The organism is Mariniblastus fucicola (assembly GCF_008087665.1).
In the GTDB taxonomy this organism is placed as follows: domain Bacteria; phylum Planctomycetota; class Planctomycetia; order Pirellulales; family Pirellulaceae; genus Mariniblastus; species Mariniblastus fucicola.
On the sequence record NZ_CP042912.1, the window covers coordinates 2,196,680 to 2,217,471 of the forward strand.

At 53.1% G+C, this 20,792-nt stretch carries 17 protein-coding genes; 8 read left to right on the forward strand and 9 right to left on the reverse strand.

Features of this window, described 5'->3' with window-relative positions:
• Positions 1–28: 28 nt before the first annotated feature.
• From MFFC18_RS08040 to MFFC18_RS08050, 3 genes are all read right to left on the reverse strand, one after another.
• Entirely contained in the window at positions 29–3,022 is a 2,994-nt protein-coding gene (locus MFFC18_RS08040; RefSeq protein WP_075085500.1) for an N-acetylmuramoyl-L-alanine amidase, read from the reverse strand.
• 470 nt (positions 3,023–3,492) lie between these two features.
• On the reverse strand, positions 3,493–4,251 hold the full coding sequence (locus tag MFFC18_RS08045) for a phosphatase PAP2 family protein (RefSeq protein WP_148618706.1): 759 nt from the start codon (positions 4,249–4,251) through the stop codon (positions 3,493–3,495).
• A gap of 205 nt (positions 4,252–4,456) precedes the next feature.
• Positions 4,457–6,193: an ABC1 kinase family protein gene (locus MFFC18_RS08050; RefSeq protein WP_075085502.1), complete on the reverse strand. Its 1,737-nt coding sequence runs from the start codon at positions 6,191–6,193 to the stop codon at positions 4,457–4,459.
• A gap of 131 nt (positions 6,194–6,324) precedes the next feature.
• Between MFFC18_RS08050 and MFFC18_RS08055 the strand changes: the two genes are divergently transcribed.
• From MFFC18_RS08055 to ahcY, 5 genes are all read left to right on the forward strand, one after another.
• A complete protein-coding gene (locus MFFC18_RS08055; RefSeq protein ID WP_075085503.1) occupies positions 6,325–7,530 on the forward strand; it encodes a DinB family protein in 1,206 nt (401 codons plus the stop codon).
• A 110-nt stretch (positions 7,531–7,640) separates the two neighbouring features.
• Positions 7,641–8,933: an outer membrane protein assembly factor BamB family protein gene (locus tag MFFC18_RS08060; RefSeq protein ID WP_075085504.1), complete on the forward strand. Its 1,293-nt coding sequence runs from the start codon at positions 7,641–7,643 to the stop codon at positions 8,931–8,933.
• Position 8,934: 1 nt separating this feature from the next.
• Positions 8,935–10,386, forward strand: coding sequence for a hypothetical protein (locus tag MFFC18_RS08065; protein ID WP_075085505.1), 1,452 nt, complete (start codon positions 8,935–8,937; stop codon positions 10,384–10,386).
• 75 nt (positions 10,387–10,461) lie between these two features.
• Positions 10,462–11,142 carry a redox-sensing transcriptional repressor Rex gene (locus tag MFFC18_RS08070; RefSeq protein WP_084417279.1) on the forward strand — a complete coding sequence of 227 codons (681 nt, stop codon included), beginning with the start codon at positions 10,462–10,464 and terminating at the stop codon, positions 11,140–11,142.
• 171 nt (positions 11,143–11,313) lie between these two features.
• Positions 11,314–12,666, forward strand: coding sequence for an adenosylhomocysteinase (ahcY, locus tag MFFC18_RS08075; RefSeq protein WP_075085645.1), 1,353 nt, complete (start codon positions 11,314–11,316; stop codon positions 12,664–12,666).
• Positions 12,667–12,876: 210 nt separating this feature from the next.
• Here the strand turns inward: ahcY and MFFC18_RS08080 are convergent, their stop codons facing one another.
• The 4 genes from MFFC18_RS08080 to MFFC18_RS08095 form a co-directional block, all read right to left on the reverse strand.
• Positions 12,877–13,290 (reverse strand): TadE/TadG family type IV pilus assembly protein, encoded by a 414-nt coding sequence (locus MFFC18_RS08080; protein WP_075085506.1) that lies wholly within the window; start codon positions 13,288–13,290, stop codon positions 12,877–12,879.
• A gap of 22 nt (positions 13,291–13,312) precedes the next feature.
• Positions 13,313–14,347 carry a vWA domain-containing protein gene (locus MFFC18_RS08085; RefSeq protein WP_075085507.1) on the reverse strand — a complete coding sequence of 345 codons (1,035 nt, stop codon included), beginning with the start codon at positions 14,345–14,347 and terminating at the stop codon, positions 13,313–13,315.
• 26 nt (positions 14,348–14,373) lie between these two features.
• Entirely contained in the window at positions 14,374–14,790 is a 417-nt protein-coding gene (locus MFFC18_RS08090; RefSeq protein WP_075085508.1) for a TadE/TadG family type IV pilus assembly protein, read from the reverse strand.
• Between the two features lie 66 nt (positions 14,791–14,856).
• Positions 14,857–15,327, reverse strand: a complete 471-nt coding sequence (locus MFFC18_RS08095; protein ID WP_075085509.1) for a hypothetical protein — start codon at positions 15,325–15,327, stop codon at positions 14,857–14,859.
• Between the two features lie 373 nt (positions 15,328–15,700).
• Between MFFC18_RS08095 and MFFC18_RS08100 the strand changes: the two genes are divergently transcribed.
• Both MFFC18_RS08100 and MFFC18_RS08105 read left to right on the forward strand, forming a co-directional pair.
• Positions 15,701–16,240, forward strand: coding sequence for a hypothetical protein (locus MFFC18_RS08100; protein WP_075085510.1), 540 nt, complete (start codon positions 15,701–15,703; stop codon positions 16,238–16,240).
• A gap of 168 nt (positions 16,241–16,408) precedes the next feature.
• Positions 16,409–17,413 (forward strand): DUF1570 domain-containing protein, encoded by a 1,005-nt coding sequence (locus MFFC18_RS08105; protein ID WP_148618707.1) that lies wholly within the window; start codon positions 16,409–16,411, stop codon positions 17,411–17,413.
• A gap of 163 nt (positions 17,414–17,576) precedes the next feature.
• Here the strand turns inward: MFFC18_RS08105 and MFFC18_RS08110 are convergent, their stop codons facing one another.
• Both MFFC18_RS08110 and MFFC18_RS08115 read right to left on the reverse strand, forming a co-directional pair.
• Positions 17,577–17,948, reverse strand: a complete 372-nt coding sequence (locus tag MFFC18_RS08110) for a GlsB/YeaQ/YmgE family stress response membrane protein (protein ID WP_075085512.1) — start codon at positions 17,946–17,948, stop codon at positions 17,577–17,579.
• A 92-nt stretch (positions 17,949–18,040) separates the two neighbouring features.
• Entirely contained in the window at positions 18,041–19,114 is a 1,074-nt protein-coding gene (locus MFFC18_RS08115; RefSeq protein ID WP_075085513.1) for a site-2 protease family protein, read from the reverse strand.
• A gap of 330 nt (positions 19,115–19,444) precedes the next feature.
• Here MFFC18_RS08115 and MFFC18_RS08120 point away from each other — a divergent pair, with 330 nt between their 5' ends.
• Positions 19,445–20,779 carry a DUF1015 domain-containing protein gene (locus MFFC18_RS08120; RefSeq protein WP_075085514.1) on the forward strand — a complete coding sequence of 445 codons (1,335 nt, stop codon included), beginning with the start codon at positions 19,445–19,447 and terminating at the stop codon, positions 20,777–20,779.
• Positions 20,780–20,792 lie beyond the last annotated feature (13 nt).

Here is a 20,792-nt window from a genome sequence, read left to right on the forward strand (position 1 = left end):
GTTCCACGATCTATTAAACGCGGTGCGGCTAGAGCTCCCCGTTGACTTCGCGGTCGTCTCCAGGACCGCCGTCAAGCAAATCGATACCAGGCCCACCATCAAGCCAGTCGTCTCCGGGCGATCCATAAATCTCATCCGAATCCTGGCTGCCAAACAATGAGTCAGAGCCAAGTCCGCCGATAATCAGGTCCATCCCATACAACCCGTAGACTTCGTCGTCGTCATCCCCTCCCCAGATTTGATCATCTCCAGCCCCCCCGGAGATCAGATCGTTGCCGCTCTGTCCGTACAACCTGTCGTTCCCGGCAAGTCCGTGAATTGTGTCATTGCCGAGGTCGCCATAAATCAAGTCATCTCCACTGCCGCCGGCAAGGTGGTCATTTCCGAATCCGCCAAAAACCTGGTTCGTTCCCGGGCCTGCATTGATTCGATCATCTCCGTCACGTCCGTAAATCGTGTCGTCGCCTGACTGACCAAGCAAGTAGTCTCCCAACAGTGAGCCAACAGCGCGATCATCGCCGTCTCCAAGCCAGGCTTCAAGCGGAACGGTTTGGCTTTGACTGGTAACGTGGTCGTTGCCGTCACCGGAGTAAACTCTTACCCGTGAAACATCAGACAATTCAAACCGCTGCGAGGATTCAGCCTGTCCGTTCAATTCACCAAGAACCTCCAGCTGCGGCCCACGGTCGAAGATCTTTATCGTGTCAGAACCTTCGCTCCCGATGACAAAAACCGTATCGCCGTACAGACCAGTTCCCGAAACGTAGAGATAGGTTGACGTCATGGTTGTGTCAGAACCGTCACTGAAAACGATGCTTACAGGGAATCGGCCTGCCGACGTATACGAATGATTAGCCCGGATCTCATAGCGGTCGCCAATGTCCTGGACTTCAATCGTTTCTTGCACCCCATCGCCCCAGTCGATCGTCGCTGAATAGGACTCGCCTGGATCCACGTCAACGAACCTTGCAATCAGCAACGCATTCTCCTGCGGGGAAACGCTACCAATCGTTTCGGCTCTGCTGTACACGTTTGTTACTCGCGGAGGCTCCGTTTTGACGGCGTCTTCTCCGAACGCAAAAATCTGCCTGGAATCGATGGCGGTGAAAGGAAAACTGAATGAAGAGTAGCCTGAAACTTCGTATCTGACGTGGTAATGCCCAGCCGTGTTCAGATCGTCAAACTCGACCGTGTAGATGCCATCGCCAGCGATCTCGTCGCCGTTAGTCGCATCATCCAACAGTTCAATGCGATAAACCAGTCCATTGGGTGCTGTGACTCTCGCAAATACAGTCGCGTTGACGACAGCGCTCACATCCTCCAACTTGAGGGCGAGCGTAGCGGATTGTCCTGTTTCAAAAACCGTGGTTGTTTTGGCCAGCTCGTTTAAAATCATCGCAGAAGAGCTCAGTATCGAGTCATTCTGAATCAGCACGTTGTAGTCCGTGCCGGTTTCAGCCTCTTCCGCGACACTGACACGCGCAGACCAATAGCCAGATTCTGGAAAAGCAATTTCCAGCGACTCAAATCCATCGCCTGACGCAAATTTCGCGTCAAGTTGACTTTCGATTGTGTGCCGATTGTAAACGGCTCCGCTTGGTGAAATGACTTCCAGATCAATGTCGCTTTCAACCCACGACAATCCAATGGTTGTCGAAGTCGTCGACGGGTCGACCTGGAAAGTTCTGTATTGCTCAAACCCCGGCTCACTGTGTTGCCCGCGGGAGTCAAGGATCGTTAAGGCTCCACTGACTTCACCGTGAATGAGCTGATGGATTCGGTTCAGATCCGAGCTCGCAGTGGCGTGGAAGAACTCTCCGTTTCGGGCATTGGCCATGGCGTGCAAAGTTTGCGCATCCGCGTCGTCGCCAAGTCCAATGGTAAAGACCCGGACGCCCTGGTCCACTTCCGATTCGATGACAGAAGTTGGATCCTCGGAATTGCTGTGCGAACCATCCGTCATGACGATCATGGCTTGATTGTCGTCGTTCGCAAAACGGTCCAGTTCAATGTCAGCCAGTCTTACACCCTCGCTAATGGCCGTGAGTCCGCCCGGCTGGATGGCGTCAATTGCCTGGAAGGCCTCCTCCCGAATCGTTTGGTCCGTGATCTTTGTGAGCTGATAATCGGTTGTCGCGTCGGAAGCGTAGCTAACAATGCCGATCCCAACGCCGTCATCCACGAGCCCAACCAGACGGCTGGCTGCAGTCTTCGTCGCTTCAATCCTGCCTTCGGTGTCCATGCTGTCTGAACGATCAATGACTTCGACAATGCTGGACTGTTCGCAAAATGTCTGTTGGGCTTTATCAATCCCGGCGGCGATCCCGCGGGCAATTTCTCCAAAGAACATGTCCCGCCGGTATTCGCTGGTCAGTATCGCATCGACGTCGCGATTGTCGATAAAATCGATCTCGGCGAGAGCGGAAATCACGGCCTGGCGATCCGCGGAATTTCCAAAGTTTACATCTGAAAGAACTTCCAGTGGCGAATCCTGTGCGTTCGAGTCGGGCTTGACTTCACGATCGACTCCACCGAATTGTTTGATCCCCGCCAGAATGGACTTTTGAATGATCCCCGCGAAAGTTTGGTCCTGAGCCAGGTTGAAGTTTGTCGAATCCGGATTGTCGGCGTAGAAAGTTTCGGTGCCCCGCCTTTGTGAGTTGAGCTCGTTGAAGTGTAGGCTCAGGAAGAAGATCTGATTCGTGTCGTCGCTGACCAAGTCCCTCGCAACTGCTGCGCGGTCGGCAGCTGAAAGATTGAAGTTTTCGGTGCGTGTCATCGAAACTTCAAAACCCTGATCAACCAACGCTTGTCGTACGCGTTCTCCGAGTTCAAGGACAAGATCTTTTTCAAGCAGTCCACTGGTAGAAGTCGCGCCGTTCCAGGTCGAACCACTCAAGTCGTCTGCACTTGAGTTTCCGCCATGTCCCGGATCAAGTACAACGTGATTGCAAGTCAATAGCCGACGTGGTTCCAGTGGTTCGTAGGACTGACTCTTCCGGTAGCGCTTACGTTTCTGCATGCAAAAAATCCATGTTCGTGCCGACTTCAATTTGTTCTCATCCAAACAGAAGTTATTTTCGGTCTTTTCGCTTCGCATTTCCGGCCTGTTTCAGGAAGCGGGATTATGCGGACTTTTCGTTCTGGCTAAGCTTTTTGCGGGTTCACGCGTGCTGTGTCGCCGTACGTAGCGAATCAACTGTTGCTGCGGTCGTTCATTCAGGAATTGACAGACAGGTCATCGCAGATCAGCTTCTGCTTGCCGCCGACTTAAAGTATTCCGCGGGAGATCGTTGGCGCCATCCGCGCTGGTTAGGGCGGAACAGTTTCGGAATTGTTGTTTTCCGATCGGCTTCTTCCCAATCGGCCTGCTTCCAGGTAGCCGTTGGGAGTAGCTCTGAGTAACGTCAACGTTCCGTTTTCACGACGACTCAACAAGTGTTGGACGCAATAGGCCAGAAAGATAGTCTTGCTTCCCCAAACCAGTTTGCCTTATGCCGCCGACCGACGGGACTGCTCGGAACCGATTCGGGGGGAGTTGTCGAGTACGTGAAGTTCGGTCGAATCGCGCTTTCGGTTTTCGAAGCGTCCGCACAAGCTACCGATGCCCCAGTCTTGAACCAGTCCGCCGGCGATCAGGAATCCGAGCGAAGCACCCACAGCGACGTCGCTGGGCCAGTGAGCGAAAAAGATCACGCGTTGGATTGCGGCAATCACCGCGACGGCGAAAAAAAGCTTGCGGCCATGTGGGTAAACAAAGCTCAATCCGATTGCCATTCCGCAAACGATGGCAGCGTGAGCTGATGGGAAAGACTGCGTTGCGTATTGAACATTCATGGCGACATCAGAACCAGCGCCAAGCCACGTCACATCGGTCGATCCGGGCCATTGGGGAACGAGCGAGTCATCCAAAAACGTCGTCGGGCGATGACGCGCGACGCACAGCTTGATGATCTGAGCAGTTACCGATGGGAAGAATGCACATGCGATCAATCGCGGTATGAATTTTCTTCGATCAGGACTGAGGTGCCAGATGCCAAAAATGATCAGGACGATCCCGAACGTGTGGGCGAACAATTCTGAAAGCGCGAAAAGTCGTTTCAGATCGCCAGGCCATTCGGCAGGATCGGCTGCGTTGACGATCGAGACGTCGAACCGTGATAGCAAAGCAGCAAGAACCAGCAGCGCGATACCGATCGCGATATGTTGCCAAAAAGGCCGTGGTTTGTTTTGATCTGCCAGCATCGTCATGGCGGGATCATGGCCAAAAAACGGGTACGCGTGAAGGGCAGTTTCAGTGCCCGTCTGGAACGACGATGTGTTGCCGCAATGCTTCGAAACGTCAGCGGGTCTCTGGCCAATTCGAAACGCGGCTGGTTCGACAAAATTTGGCGAATACTCGGCAATTTCCGACTCAGAACGCGAGCAACGGGGACTCGCTGACAGGACTGTTTTCTCAATCTTCGTCCAGATTGCCACTTTTGCGGATCGACCACATCAGCCGAAATCCCATCATCAGGCTGACGATCGCTCCCGTCAGCCCTAGAAATGACAGGTCGTGAATTCCGATCGGCCCCGTTTCCGGAAAAATCAGCGGCGGAACTTTGTAGCTCAACATCAACGCCGAACCGAGAAACAGAGCACTCGTCATCAAGCCAACCACCAGCCGATTCGCGGTCGGGCCAAGCCTTCGGTGATCGAGGTGAATGTCGAAGCTGCCTGACTGTACCTGCTCCAAAATGTTGGACACACGCTGAGGCAGCTTTTCCGCGAGCTGTTCCATCTCCAGATAGAAGCGACGCATTTTTCGAACTTGCCGCGCCGGAGAAAGTCGCTTCAGCACCATCATCCGCTGAAACGGCTTCATGATCTCCATCAAGCTAAAATCTGGCGACAGGCAACGACCAGTTCCCTCCAACGAGATCAAAACCTTGATCAACATTGACGCTTCGCCCGGCAACATAATTTTGTAATTGCGAACCACCGCCACAAAGTCATTGAGCGCGTTGGCCATGTCAAATTGAGCGACGACTTGTGTCGAATACTGTCCCACAAAATCAGCAATGTCGTTCGACAACGCGGCCTCGTTCAAATCCGTTGGACAGCGACCGACTCGTTTGATCAGAGTCGTCAACATCGAGACGTCTTCGTTCACGATCGCAACCAGCATCGCTTCGATGTCTTCGCGCAACCGTTCGCTGATCCGACCGACCATCCCGAAGTCCAGCATTCCAATCGTGCCGTCATCCATCACCATCAGGTTTCCCGGATGCGGGTCGGCGTGATAGAAGCCATGATTGAAGATCATGTCCAGGTATCGATGGGCTCCTTCGCGTGCGATGTCGCTGCCCGTAATTCCATTGACGGGATTGCCATCGTAGATGTTCAACCGAGTTCCCGGCAGGAAGCTCATCGTCAGCATCCGCGTCGACGACAGTCGGCTAAACGGTTCGGGAATGACAATCCCTTTATCGTTCGCGAAGATCGCTCGAAACTGATTCAGATTGTTACGCTCTCTTTCAAAGTCCAGCTCACGTCGCATCGTTCGCGACATCTCGGCGACGATCTTGGTCGGTTGATAGTTTTTGAAATCGTCCAGCCGTTCGGCAAGCTGAGCCAGTCCGGCGAGGATATCCAAGTCCGTTTCGACGGCTCGTTCAATTCCCTTGTGGCGAACTTTGACCACCACATCCATGATCGGAGAATCATTGGCTCCCGGGTCGTCGCCCAGCCACGTCGATTCGCGTTTGATCTTCGCACGGTGGACCTGCCCAATCGACGCCGAAGCAAACGGCTCTTCTTCAAATTCGACAAACAGATTCTCCAGCGTTTCGCCCTGTTCGGCTTCGATGATCTCCTTCACGTACTCGAAAGAATCCGCCGGAGCTTTCGACTGCAGGTCTTCCAGTTCTTTCGCGAGGTTCGGGCCGATTACGTCGGGGCGTGTGCTGAGCAATTGTCCGAACTTGATAAACGTCGGGCCCAGTTCCGTCATCGCGGACTTGATGCGAGCTTCCTGAGTCAGTTTGGACAGGACCTCTCCGTCGGGTGCTTTGAGGCGGTCGGAGATGAAATCGATGTTGAAGCGACTGAGCCATCCCGCGAGCCCGTATTTGCTGAGCACGGACGCGATCTCCGTCCAACGCATTGCGTTGCGGTAAAGTTGTGGGATGGACGGGATCGTTCGCTTCATACGCCAATTGTATATAGAGGTACAGTTTCGAAGTACCTCGGAATCTTTGAATCGAATCGTGTTGTAGGCTGTTAAAACGGTCGTCAATCGGGACAATCGATTTAACGTTCCGATCCAACACAGGACAGAGTATGAATTTTCGATCTTCAGTCGCCGCTGCTTTGATGTTTTGTTTGCTTCACTGCGTGGCTCACGCGGAAGAAGGCCAGCCGATTGCAATCCGCCATTGGCCCGGCGGCGGATTTACAGTTGAGACGATGTGGGGGCTGAGTGTTGGGTTTGGGCTTTCCGATGATGCGAAGACGAAGCTTCCTCGCAAACTGGATTTCGATTCCTCGACTGCTGAGCCATATTCCATGTGGTTAGTAAATAGACCTCCTAACGAGTCGGAAGTGAAAACGTCGCCCTTGACCGATCATGACTTTCCCAAGAATGCTGTTCGTGTATTCCTTAAAGCGAACGGAGGTCTTGTCGACCATGAAAATCTTTCTGCACACGTTGGGTGGCCATCTCTTCGCACAGGTAATGCATCTGTCTGGTTTCTGAATGAGTTGGATCCGGAAAAGACGTGCAAGAGGCTGGAGCTTGCTCGAAGCCATGGTTTAGGAAGTGGCGACTTCGAACTCAAGGATCACGAGCTAAACGTTGTGGTCGCGAATGACTCGAGATTCACTTCCGAGCACTGCCGAAGAATTATCGATGCGTGCAAACCAGAAATCCTTGTCGTAAATTCCGAGATCAAGAAAGTTGGCGAGCAGGATGTCTTGGCTGTTTCGCATAATACTTTGGCTGTTCTGGATTCAGCCGGCTTGGGCAAGCCGACGCGTATCGTTTCGCTTGAAACGACGCCCTATGAAATGTCAGACGAACTTGCCGACCTGTTCGCCAAAAAAGAAGCCTCGCAAAAAGCGTCTCGCGAAATGTTCGCCAAACTCTCTGTCGAACAGATGAATTTCAAACCAGCCAACGGGACTCACACGCCACGCTGGAACACCGAACACATGATGGGCCGCGAGTTGCTGTTCTTCTCCCAAATCTACAACGCCGTTGACCCGTCGATTCCGGTCATGGATCTGAACCCGAAGCAGATGCCCAAGGACTACAAGTTCGCTCACGAGGACTGGACGGGCGAAGAAGAAGCACGTCAGATGAAACGGGTCGAAGATTTCACTCGCCGATTTGCGTACCTTCTCGACGGAATGGATTTGGACAAGAAAGCCAAAGGTAGTCGATTTTGGACGCCTCGAAAGTTGCTTGCTCAGATGGAACGACACTACAATGAACATTCGGCCAACGTCGTTAAAAAGATGGAGCTGGAAGGATGGCCCAAGTACTAACAACCGCTACCAGTTGGTTCACTAATTTCACGTCGGCTTCCACGCAGTTTAGAAAACTCGATTCAACTTAAACTGAAACCCAATTGCCAAACCCTAAAACAACCAAACCAATGCCAACGCAAAAACGAACCTCTATCACCGTCGCGTTTCTAGGATGCCTTTTGGTCGCCAACATTGCCGTAGCCCAGCAGGATTGGACTCAGTGGCGTGGCCCAAAACTGGATTCCGTTGCCGAAGGCGAAACCGTCGTCGACAAACTGGATGACGAAACAAAACTTTGGCGATCCGAGCTTCCTGGTTCCGCTGGTTCCAGTCCCGTCGTTGCCGGCGATCGTGTGTTCGTGACCTCTGTCGATGGCGACAAACTGGTTGTGCTTTGCTTCAATGCTTCGACAGGAACCGAGGTCTGGCGGCGAGAAGTTGCCGGCAGGAATCGTGACTCGCGAGACGGCGCCAACGCCGCCAGCAGTTCTCCGATCACCGATGGCAAACATGTTTGGTCGATGTTTGGCAACGGACAAGTCAACTGTTTCACCGTCGACGGCCAGCCCGTTTGGGAGAAGAATCTGCAGGATGACTATGGAGCGTTTCAGATTCAGTTCGGAATGTCGACCACGCCGGTGATGCACGGCGATCAATTGATCTTTGGCTTGATGCACGGCAAGATGCGAAACGACACGTCGACTTCGGTCGGCAAGATTGTTTCGTTGAACAAATCGACCGGCGAAGAGAACTGGTTGCACCTCCGCAAAACGAGTGCGACGGCAGAGAACAAACATGTCTACGCGTCGCCGTCGATCGACTACTCCGGCGACAAGGCTCAACTGATCATCCACGGCGCTGACTTCACAACAGGCCATTCGCTTGAAGACGGATCCGAGGCTTGGCGGCTTGGCGGAATGAATCCAAAAGGCGACGGCTACAATCCTTACCTTCGGTTCGTGGCTTCTGCGACTTGCCGCGACGGAAAAGTCATCATCCCGACGGCAAAGCGCGGACCTGTTTTGGCTGTTGATTCCGGCGCGACCGGAGCATTGAATTACGACTCAGTGGCTTGGCGTAGCGATCGGATCACGCCTGATGTCGCGTCTCCGGTTTACTACAAAGGACGCGTTTTTCTTGCTCGAGAAAACGGAGCCCTCGCCTGTTTGGACGCGGAAACCGGCAAGAAACTGGTAGAGAAACGCTACATGGCCGACAAGCAACGTTCGACACCCGTCGCGGTGGATGGCAAACTGGTCATCACCAGTCGAGACGGAAAAGTGTTCCTCGTGAAAGCTGATGAAACGCTCGAAGAGATCTCTTCGATCCAGCTAGGCGAAGAAACTACAGCTTCGCCAGCCATCGCCGGCGGCAAGATTTTTGTGCGGACATTCAAGGCACTTTACGCTTTCGGAAAATAGCATGAATCGGTTTGGGCTGGTCTGTTTTTTGGTTCACGTTTTGTTCGGCAGTCTGCTGATTGCCCAGACTGAGAATCCGCCAGACGAGCCGGCCGAAAAACAGCCTCCTGCACTGATCAAGGGAAAAATCGTCGATCAGGACGGCGCGGAGGTGGCCGGAGCGAGTGTCTTCCTTTCGATGACCGCGATGTCGGATTCCGGTAACGACTGGATCAAAATGTTTGCAGTCAACGTGACGGCTGACGACAACGGTGAATTCGAGTTTGAGGTCCAAGATTCACCTCCAGAAAACTGGGAGCTGTATTTGGACGTGGCGGTCCATTCAAAAGTTCACTACATCAAACAGTTTCGCTTTTTCGACGACAAACTTTGGCAGCAAACAGTTGATCTTGAATCGCTTGCGATCAGCACTGGAGTTCGCGTCGTCGGGCAACTTGCCGATCCAGAAGGCGGCGTCGACCTCGACGGTCCGGTGATCAACATTCAGGCAAGGCTGCCGGATGGCCACCTTTTCTATCGGTATTTGAATTGTGATGCCGAAGGCAAGTTCGATTGTGTCGTTCCGGCGGACAGCAAGCTGGTTCTGTCGATCGGTGCCCAGAATTTTGCGTGCTCGAAATCTAAACATCACGTCACAGCCTCCGAACTTGATGACGGTGAACGGATCCCGAAATTTGATTTGGGAAAGCTGCGGCTGAAGCGTGGAGTCTCGGTCGTCGGCACGGCCAAGCGGCTTGACGGAAGTCCAGCAGCAGGGATCGTGATTGGGATCATTGAAGGCGACGAACGAAGCGGCGAAGACAGTGCCGAACACGTCTCGTCCGCCAAGACTGACGCAGACGGAAACTTTCGACTGCCGCCGCATCTTGGGAAGTGCACGTTGCTCGCGTTGCAAGCCTGCCGCAGTCGAGCCGTCGCCAATGGAGATACGAAAATGCTGGAGTCCGATGGCGAGGTGCCTTACTTCAATCCGGTCGACGTTGATTTGGAAGGGAAGGGGCCAGAGGTCACGGTGAAAATGGTTGAAGCCGGAGCGATCACGATTTCCGGAACGGTCTTTGACGTCAAAGGAAAACCGATGGTCGGTCAGCCGGTCATCTACAGCTGGGTGACTCGATTTGGCGTCCTGAATCAGGAAAAGACCAAGACCGATGTCGACGGGAAGTACAGCTTTCCGTTTGGCAAAGGTCGAAAGCTCTCGATGCGGCTATACAATGATGAACTCACGAACAACGGTTTCGATTTCTTCATCACCAAAGATGCCGCGTTCATTCTTGAAGACCTGTTTCCGACTCAACCTTCCGGGCTGGTCGACGATCTTGAGTTCAACGAGATCGAGGACGACGTCGACGGTCTGGATTGGAAAGTTCGCAGCACTGGGCCTCGCGGCGGGCCGTCTCTTTTCGATCGGGCAGCAGACATCCTGTCGTGGTGGCTTTACGGGGACCAATAGCGCGGTGATGCAAAAGCTATTTATCCGGATGCGCGAACGCCGGATGCACCCAACGCGTCTGCCGATATATAATGGATGGGCTGGCAGATTCACTGGTTACGCGTTTTGAGCAACAAGCCTCCGATCGATTCGAAAATTCCCAAGGCAGTCGTTTCACGTCTGAGTCTGTACTTGCGCGAGTTGCAGCAGCTGATCCGGGAAGGCATACCCACCATCAGTTCGACAAAACTGGGGCGCAGGCTGGGCTTCACCGCGTCACAGATTCGCAAAGACATCGCGTACTTTGGGCAATTTGGCTATCCCGGAATTGGATACAAGTGCGAAGAGCTCGTTGCAGAGATACGTTCTATTCTTGGCACCGATCGGACTTGGCCGGTCGTGCTTGTGGGCTGCGGAAATCTCGGCCAGGCTCTGTTGGGATACCGCGGCTTTTCGACGCAGGGATTCGAAGTCGTCGCCGCCGTTGATGTTGACGAGTCGCTTGTTGGGAACACGATCGAAGGCATCCAAATCGATCGACTATCCCGGTTGTCCGAGATCGTCCGGGAAAAAGGCGTCCGCGTCGCGATCCTGGCGGTTCCATCGGAAGCCGCCGAGTCAGCCGTCGAAGCCATCGTTGACGCGGGAATAACAGGCATTTTGAACTTCGCGCCGGTGACGCTGGCATTGCCAAAGAACATCGGACTGGTGGAAGTCGATCTGGCACGAGAGCTGGAACAGCTTGCGTTTTCGGTGCTGCAAAAGGACGAATCCTGAGCGATGCTTGCTCAAGATAACGCTTCTTTAACCATTGCCAAAAACCCCGGTTGTTGACTAGACTGGTTGCCGGTTAAAAAACCGAACGTGCCGTCCGTTGCGAGTCCGCAAATCCGGCTTTTGATGATTTCGTCGCAGTCGCGACATAAACGCCAAAAAGAGGAGAGACTCGTGGCAAGTGTAGATAAGCAGGTTGAACGACTACCTTATAAAGTCAAAGACATTTCACTGGCAGAATTCGGTCGCAAAGAAATCCAGCTGGCCGAAAACGAAATGCCAGGATTGATGGCCCTTCGTGAGAAGTACGGCGAGAGCAAGCCTCTTGCTGGAGCTCGCATCGCTGGCTGTCTTCATATGACGATCCAGACTGCTGTTCTGATCGAAACACTCGTTGAGCTTGGTGCCGAAGTAACCTGGTCCAGCTGTAACATCTTCTCGACTCAGGATCACGCAGCGGCTGCGATTGCTGCGGCTGGAATTCCTGTTTACGCCTGGAAGGGCGAAACAGACGAAGAGTTCGAGTGGTGCATCGAGCAAACGTTATTCTTCCCATCGGGAGAGCCGCTGAACATGATTCTTGACGATGGTGGTGACCTCACTGCCATGGTTCACGAAAAGTTTCCAGAGATGCTTTCGAACGTTCACGGAATCAGTGAAGAGACAACGGCTGGAGTTCATCGCCTCGACGCGATGGTTAAAGCTGCGACTCTTAAAGTTCCAGCGATCAACATCAACGACAGCGCCACAAAAAGTAAGTTCGACAACCTCTACGGTTGCCGCGAATCACTTGCTGACGGCGTAAAGCGTGCGACAGACGTCATGCTGGCCGGTAAGGTCGCAGTTGTTTGTGGTTACGGCGACGTTGGTAAAGGTTGTGCTCACAGCCTTCGCAGCTACGGTTGCCGCGTGATCGTGACTGAGATCGATCCAATCAACGCGCTTCAGGCCGCGATGGAAGGCTACGAAGTTACTACGATGGAAGAAGCTTCCAAAGAAGGTAACCTCTACGTCACAACGACTGGTAACAAGGACATCATCCTTGGCGAGCACATTGCTCAAATGCCAAACGATGCAATCCTTTGCAATATCGGTCACTTCGATACTGAAATCGACGTTGCCTGGCTTGAGTCGCAAGTCGAAGCCGGCAAAGTTACCAAGTCCGAAATCAAACCTGCTGACATCGGTGCAGTTGAGCGTTACACGTTCGCTGACTCTGGCAACAGCGTGATCATTCTGGCCAAAGGCCGTTTGGTCAATCTTGGTTGTGCAACGGGTCATCCAAGCTTCGTGATGAGCACGTCTTTCACCAACCAGGTGTTGGCTCAGCTTGAGCTTTGGGAAAACCGCGACAACGACAAGTACGAAGTCAAAGTCTACATGTTGCCAAAGCGTTTGGACGAAGAAGTTGCTCGTTTGCACCTCGACAAGATCGGCGTCAAGCTGACGACGTTGACGCAAGAGCAAGCGGACTACATCGGCGTGCCAGTCGAAGGTCCATACAAGGCTGAGCACTACCGCTACTAGAGGCAGTTTCGAAACCTTGTGGCTGCGGCGTCCCGCCGCAGTTAATACCAAAAATACTGCGGCGAGACGCCGCAGCCACTACCAGGTGATCAGTTTTGAAACTTGCTCCAGTCTGATCGCGATGCGATATTGAAAACTGAAAGCCGCTGGGTTGATGTAACCCAGCGGCTTTTTTGTTTTATTCAGTTTGCGGATCGCGGGCCACGAAAGCTAAAGCGTTTCCTGCCCCAGTTCTGTCACCGCCGTGAACGAACGGTTGGCTCCGAACAAAAGCCCTCCCGTCGTCGTTTCCGTAAACGGAACGTTGACCGTGACTTTGACTTTCAATGTTGAACCAGAAGGATGATTCTGTTCCACGTTGATCGTGAAGTTTTCGACGCCAACCGAGCTCAACACAAACTCGACCTGGTCTCGAATTTCCTGCTCAGTGGCTCCAGGAACGATGCCTTTTCGAGCGCCTTCATAAGCTGACGCCTCAGTCGCATGTTTGATCATGCTCGCTCGAGAAATCTCGTAGAACGCGAACAGGCACAGCAACAGCAGTGGCAGAACCAACGCAAACTCAACGGTCAACGCTCCGGTTCTTTCTGATCGATTTCGGGTTTTCAATTTGTTCAGAATCATCGTGGTACTTTCTGGATCGATTTCACTCGATCAACATGACTCCAAGTTGGCGAGCAATGGATTCAAACGCTTCTTCCAACTCTGCGTTGCTGGTCGCGTGAACATGAAGTCCACCAGCGATCTGCGCTACCTGTTCCATCCTTGCTTCGTCAGCACCATCCTTGAAAGTAATCGTATAGACCGAAACGTTCTTGTCAGCACACTGCTGGGCAATCGTTTCCGGATCAATGTCCGTGTTGTGGTTTCCGTCCGTCATAACGACGATCGTCTTGAGTGCGAAAGGTCGAGCATTCGAATCGTACAGAACCGAGTTGAGTCCTTCCGACATACCAAGCCCAATAGCCGTCGCACCATTAGGTGCTTCATCATCGAACGCGTCATTGATGGAGGTCAGGTTTGACGTCAAAACTTGAGACTTTCTGGCCGTCGTCTCGTACACGGACAACGAAACGTATTCGCTTTGCGGAGTCGTGTTCAGAACGCTCAGGAAGCTTTCCAACGCGTCAGCAAGAGCTTCGAATCGACCTTCGGAAGCCATCGATCCCGACACGTCCAGTACCAGAGCGATGTCTCGCTGCGATTGAGTTGCCGCTGCCGCAGAATCTGAGCAGAACTCATCGACTCCAAATAGTGGACCGAAAAGAAGCCCGACAGAACCGTCCGGTGAAGTTGATGAACGGCTGCCGACAACACGTGCGCTGGTCAGGTATGATCCCCCCTCCTGGAACTCGTATCTGCCGGATGACAACTTGGTTGCATGCCCAACTTTGATCTGGTCGCTTCGAAGTGTCAGGCCTTTTCCAGCAACGGAGTTTCGTGCTGCGACCGCGATTGCTGCATTTCTCGCCGTGGTTTCGTTTTGACTGCGACCGATGGATTCGACCGCAGCACGTGCCGCGGCATCGTTTGCAGTACGCAACTCGCTACGCGTCAAATGCATTCGGGCAATGTCGACTCCCAGCGAAACGACGATCATCAAAATGATCATCACGACGGCAAGCATCGGCAGCATCGCACCTCGGCGATCCGTGGCGTTAGTGTTCAAGGCGTTCTTCATTCAACTGGTCCAATGGTGGTTGGTAACTATTCTTTGACCATCACTGCCGAAGCAGTAACGTCTTTTCCAGCAAAAGGTCCGAATGGAAAAATACTGTTATCGTCGCCAGGTGCGGAGACCGTGATTTCGATAATATCTCCGCGAGAGACGGCTGCCAGATTCGACGGCGAAAGCGAGATCGTAACGTTCTGGAGATTGCGTCCGTCGCAAACAGCCTGAGCAGATGCCTGAGCTTGAACTGCGGTGCCGTCAACTTTAACGCCAGTCTTGATGCCTTCGTAAGCTGCCTGAACCAACGTCTGTCGAAGGAACAACATGTTTGCTGCTTCGATTCCGCCGAATACAATCAGCACAATCAGTGGCAGGCAAACTGCGAACTCAACCACGGCAGCGCCGCGGCGTGATGCTCGTTTTGTTTTAATGTTTGGTGGTCGGTGGAACATGGTGTTTCCTGGAGAGGATCATCCATCGGGATGACGGGCAGTGGAATGCGCGATTTAGCTGTTAGGCTAGGATCGCGACGTGGCACCAGATTGCTTGAGAGCAGTCTTCAGACGCTCAATTTCGCGATCCTTGTCGTCCATTCGCTCAGCCACAACATTGAATTCTTCAGCCATCTCAGCCCAAAAGTCACCGCCACGGAACGAAAGCCGATCGGTGTTTCCGTCCTGACCAAGCTGACGAAGATACTTTCGCAGACGTCCGACAGGTCCAACGAATCGATTACTGAATCGAACCGTGTCGAGCAGGAACGCGGGGAAGATACAGATTAGTATCAGCCCGACCAGTGTGAACTCGCCCACCTCCTGCATCACTCGCTTGGACAGTGGCTGGCCGTCAGGTCCGCTAAGCATCGCCTGGAGCATCACGATCGCGAGGCCGGCGACTACGAAGTAGAGGAACCAATGCAGTACGATCCGTCGCAGCAATGCGCCTTGGACGGTTGAGTCGACAAAGTTTTGTTTTCTGACGTGTTTCATTTGCAATCTCATCGAAATTGATGTGTGTATGCGATGGCGTTTCTCACAACGCGCCGCCAGCAAAAGTACGATCTGAATTGTTCAGGGGCGCCCAAATCGTGATGTTTTCCGGACGAGAAAACTTTAACTCCGACAAATCCCCGGCACGATCGGAGCAACCGTCAAAACCATGCCAGCTAAAAGGTCTCGACCTCGGGCTGTAGCAATTGAAGGATCGGTGTTTCGAATAATCCAATGGTGTGAATGCTTATCGTGGACCCGACTATAGGCGTCTTGACGGCAGCATCCGGGCAGATTCAGCGCCGAGCACGATTGGTCGATACTTCAGTACGGTCGCTTGTTTCTGACCCCTCCTACTTTTCCGGACTGACCAATGAGTTTGAAATTTGGCATCTACCTGGTTGAACAAAGAATCGTCACTCCAGAGCAGTTTTGCGGTTTGGTTAAAATTCAGCAGGAGTCCACTCGTTCTCTGGCATCGCTTTCGATCGCGCAGAACTATATGACCATGAAACAGGTCAGCCGCGTTCTCGATGCCGTTGAGCAAGACGAGGAAAAGTTCATTGACTACGCAACGCAGAAGGGGTTGCTGGAACGATCTGATGCGAACCATCTGTCGAAGATGCAGGAGCAAAGCGGCGAGTCGATCAGGAGTCTGGCAGTGGAGTGTGGGTTGCTCACCGCTCGCCAGGCCGAAGTCTTGTTCAATCATTTCCAGCGATATGGCTCACGTTCGATTCACATGAAACGACGTCCGGTTTCCGAGCGCGCTTCCCGACCATCTCCCTCTGTTGGCACTCCGAAGGCGCCGACGAAACCGCAGCCGATTATTCAGCCAAAAAGCACTCCGTCCCCGAAGTTCAAGCAGCATCCGATTATCAAAGTCGAAGAAGCGCAAAAAGTTCAGCGGTAGTCGCGGCAGCCGATAATTCTGCCCGACCATGATCGAAAGCTGTTGGCCTGTTCGCATGAGCCCGTAAACGTTGGGCGATTGGGGCGGAATCGGTATTTTGCGGGAACTTTGCGACTGCTTCATCCGTCTTTCAGATAGAAAGTTTCTGTCTGGAGTTCGGGAGTTGCGATGAAAAGCATTGATGTCTTACTGTTGCTAAGCTTCCTGTTCTTCTCAATCGCCGCGGTCTGCTACTTCCGCCCATCTTTGCGGCAAAGCCCCTCTGTTTCGGTTTCCGATTCACCAACGATATCCGATTCACCAACGGATTCGGATTTCTCTGCCAGCCACAATCCGGAATGCCGGCAAGAGCCATCGCCCGCGACGAATTTGGTGCCCATCAACCGGGTTGTCCAACCGAGTCTCGATTTCGAAGCACACGCTGATGGGTTGCGAAAGACGTATGGCAATGAGTTTTCTGTCGTGGTCGAAAAACCGTTTGTGGTGATTGGCGACCAGCCGCAAGCCGAAGTCGAAAAATGGGCGACAGGTACGATTCGCTGGGCCGTGAAGCAGATCAAGGAATCCTATTTCGAACAGGATCCCGATCACATCATCAACATCTGGTTGTTCAAAGATAGCGAAAGCTACTATCGAAACGCGGAACGCTTGTTCGGTTCCAAGCCAACGACTCCTTACGGATACTATTCGCCATCAGACAAAGCTCTGGTCATGAACATCAGCACCGGCGGTGGCACGCTAGTTCATGAGATCGTACATCCGTTCATGGCGGCAAATTTCGAAGCTTGTCCGTCATGGTTCAATGAAGGGTTGGCGTCGTTGTACGAGCAAAGTTCTGAGCAGAATGGCAAGATCGTCGGGCTGACCAATTGGCGATTGCGCGGTTTGCAACTAGCGATTCACGACGGCTTGCTGGGTTCGTTCGAGAACATGATGTCGACAACGGATCGAGAGTTCTACGACGGCGCCTCGACCAATTACGCTCAGGCGAGATATCTTTGCTACTGGTTGCAACAGCAAGGAAAGTTGCGCGAATTCTATCGTCGTTTTTCAGAAAATGCAGCGAACGACCAGAGCGGCATCGATACGTTGAAAGAAATTCTCGGAACGAATGACCTGAAAGCATTCCAGGCCGGCTGGGAGAAGGAAGTTCTGAAGCTTCGGTTTCCGTGAGTCGAATCGCTCGATCCACTTGGACTTCAAGTCACTCCAAAACCCAATCTCCGTTCTGCTCGCCCAAGCCATCCAAGCCTGGCAGTTCAACAGTCCACGGCTTTTCACGTTCGCGGCTTTTCACTTTCGCGGATTGCAGCCGCCAATATGAAATGGGTCCGAACTAATCGTCGTAGACTTGGCGGTAACGTCGTCTGCGTCGTCGGTTTCTCAACGTAACCTGTTCCCCTTCGACGAACCAATAGCCGCCGAGAACTTTGTACATGAACAACAACACCAACGCTCCGGCCGAGCCAACCGAAAACCCAAGCAGGCTAACCGGTTTGACGGCTTCGGCTGTTGGCCCTTGGGTCCATTGAAGAAAAGCGCAACCGATCAGCGTTCCTGCGATCCCCATCATGACGGTGGCGATCGTACCGCCGGGGTCTCTGCCTGGCATGACTGCTTTTGCTGCGAGGCCGACAACAACACCAAAGCCAATCCAGGTTAATCCAAGATTCGCGTAGTGCGTCAGTTGCTCAATATCCAATTCCATGGCCGATACTTCCGTGTTTGCGCATTGCTCCGAAAGTTTTTATCAGACGTTTGGGCTTCGCTCCAATAGAAGTTTCGAGCAAAAAATCCGGATCAGTCGATTACATCAAGCTTGCGTTTACGTCGCAAACGCTCACTGACTCGCTGAAGCAGCATTTTCTCATCCGAAGTCAGACTCTCGATTCCGGACTGGTGCAATTTCTCCAGCACCTCATCCGCCAGTTCGATTTCCTGCTGCTCGTGCTGCATTTCGTCGCGAATGCGGGCTTCCTGTTTCTCAACCAACCACTTCGAATACTCAGGATCCTCGGTGTCGCCGAACATGAAAAACGACGGTGTATCAGAAAACGCATCCGACAATCCCAACGCCGTATGGGACTCATCCCACTCCTCAGAAATGTCGCAAGTTTCAACATCGAACGCATATCCTGCTGCAAAATAAAGCGAGATGCCTCCAACGAGCAACACAAACCAGATCGGCTCGATCGGACCTGTCTGATAGCCACGCAGAACCCATGCGAAACCAATCAGCGTGAACGCGACCGCAGTACCGCTGACTCGAATCGCGGACTCAATCCGATATTGCGGTACTTTGTCGTAAAAGAACGCAAAAACGGTTCGCAGAGCATTCGCTCCGTCAAACGGAAAGCACGGAATCAAGTTCGCGAGCAACAGCTGAAAATTGATCCAGGTTCCAATCAAAATCAGCGACGTCGGAACGTCACTGGTCAGGAAAATGTGTGGTCGGAACGGGTGGATGATCTCCTTGAACGAGACCTCTGTTGACTGCAGAAGCAGGATCGTCCCGAACATGAAAATCGCGAAATTGACAAACGGACCCGCAAGAATCGCGATCAGCTTTGCAGACTTTTGCTCGGGATACTGGAAAGTAGAATTTCCGCCCCAGGGCATGAACAGAACCGAAGACACCGATCCGCCGAGATTGTGAATGGCGAAAACGTGAGCCAGTTCGTGGACGATGATGCTGCCGATCAGAACCGCCGCGGTCACCATCGCCGTTGACAGAATCGCATTACCGGCCGATGTCGGCGAATTAAAGTCGACGCAAAATATTACTGCCAGAAACAGCAGCAGAAGCATGTGCACTCGAACGGGAACTCCGACCCATCTTCCAAGGCTAAAGCTCCAACTTGAATTGTGATCCATGGACGACCCTTGAATCCAAAATTGCCACCGAAATGCATCGAGACTCGCCGCGGTCACCGATGGGATGCGTTAGTTTACACGTTGAAATTCCCAACTTCAATCAATCAACTTCGGATTCGCCCAATTGAGGCGCATTTGTGCGGGTTTTAACGGACAATACCGAACTCTCGCCTCTCATCACACGTACAGTCGCGGTGGAACACCCCATCGGTGACCATTGGCAATGGACTGCTAGCAAATTTCTTATCACAATGCCTCGCTTTCGCGAACTGATCGCAACGCACGGCAACCGGCAACCCAAAATCGGGTCGCCAGATATTGGGAATTTTTATGGCAGACATCCAAGCCTTTCGAGGACTCCGATACGACCTCTCCAAAGTAGGTTCACTTTCCGACGTCGTCGCGCCGCCCTACGACGTCATCTCAGTCGAACAGCGATCTTCGCTCGAAGCTCGGAATCCGCACAACATCGTCCGGCTGATCCTTCCCGGCGATGAAGACCTCCGCGAAGGAGAGTCTGTCTACGGCTTGGCGGCCAACGAACTCAAGGCCTGGTGTCGCGACAGAATCTTGCGGCCTGATCCCGTCGCATCGGTCTACGTCTACCACCAGTGCTTCGAATTCGAAGGCCGGCAGTACGAGCGACGAGGCTTCCTGGCTCGCGTCAAGCTCGAGCCATTTGGGGAAGGCACGATCTATCCGCATGAGCAAACTCACTCGAAAGCGAAAGAAGATCGCTATCAACTGATGAGTCACTGCCGAGCGAATCTCAGTCCCATTTTTGGAATCTATCCTGACGCTGAAAATCGAGCTCAGGAGATTCTGGAATCCGCGATCGAAGACCGGACTCCGTTGGTCGCGACGGATGATGGAGTCGAACATCGGATGTGGAAAGTCACCGATGTGGATGCGATCTCAAGTGCCGCGACGGTTCTGGGAGGACTGCCCGTTTACATTGCTGATGGCCATCATCGCTATGAGACGTCTTGTCGGATCCGCGACGAATCACGCCGGGCTGGCGAATCAGGTTCAGCGGACTATGCCATGATGATGTTCATCAGCATGCACGACCCAGGGCTCGCCGTGCTGCCAACTCATCGGCTGTTCCGTGGGTTGAAAGCAATGACCTCGACGGAGCTAACCGAAAAGATCGACCGTGCGTTTGATGTCGAAGTGGTGGGCACCGGAGCCGAACTTTGCGAGGACGTTTGGCAATCGATTCAGATCGAGGATCAACAGACAACGTTGGGGCTGTATTGCGCCGCCGACGACACGTGGCTGCTAGCGAGGCTCTCGGTTGATGGGCTGGCGATGATGGAAAAACTGGCACCTGATCAAAGCGATCGTTGGCGCGGGCTGGGAGTTTCGTTGCTACATCGGTTGCTGGTTGAGGAGTTGATCGGCGAGAAAGATCTGCCGGCTCCCAAGTACGTCCATGCTATCGACGAAGTGTTGGATGGAATCAAAAACGGTGATTCGGCGGGACGCGATGCGACTGGGCAAACAGGAACCGGGGCCGCTTTCGAACTGGTCGCGTTGGTCATGCCCGCGAGCGTGGAGGACGTGAAGCAGATTTCCGAGCAGGGATTACGGATGCCGGCGAAGAGTACTTACTTCTTTCCGAAGCTGTTGAGCGGACTGGTGATTAACCCGTTGGATGATTAGGACGCCTACGAGT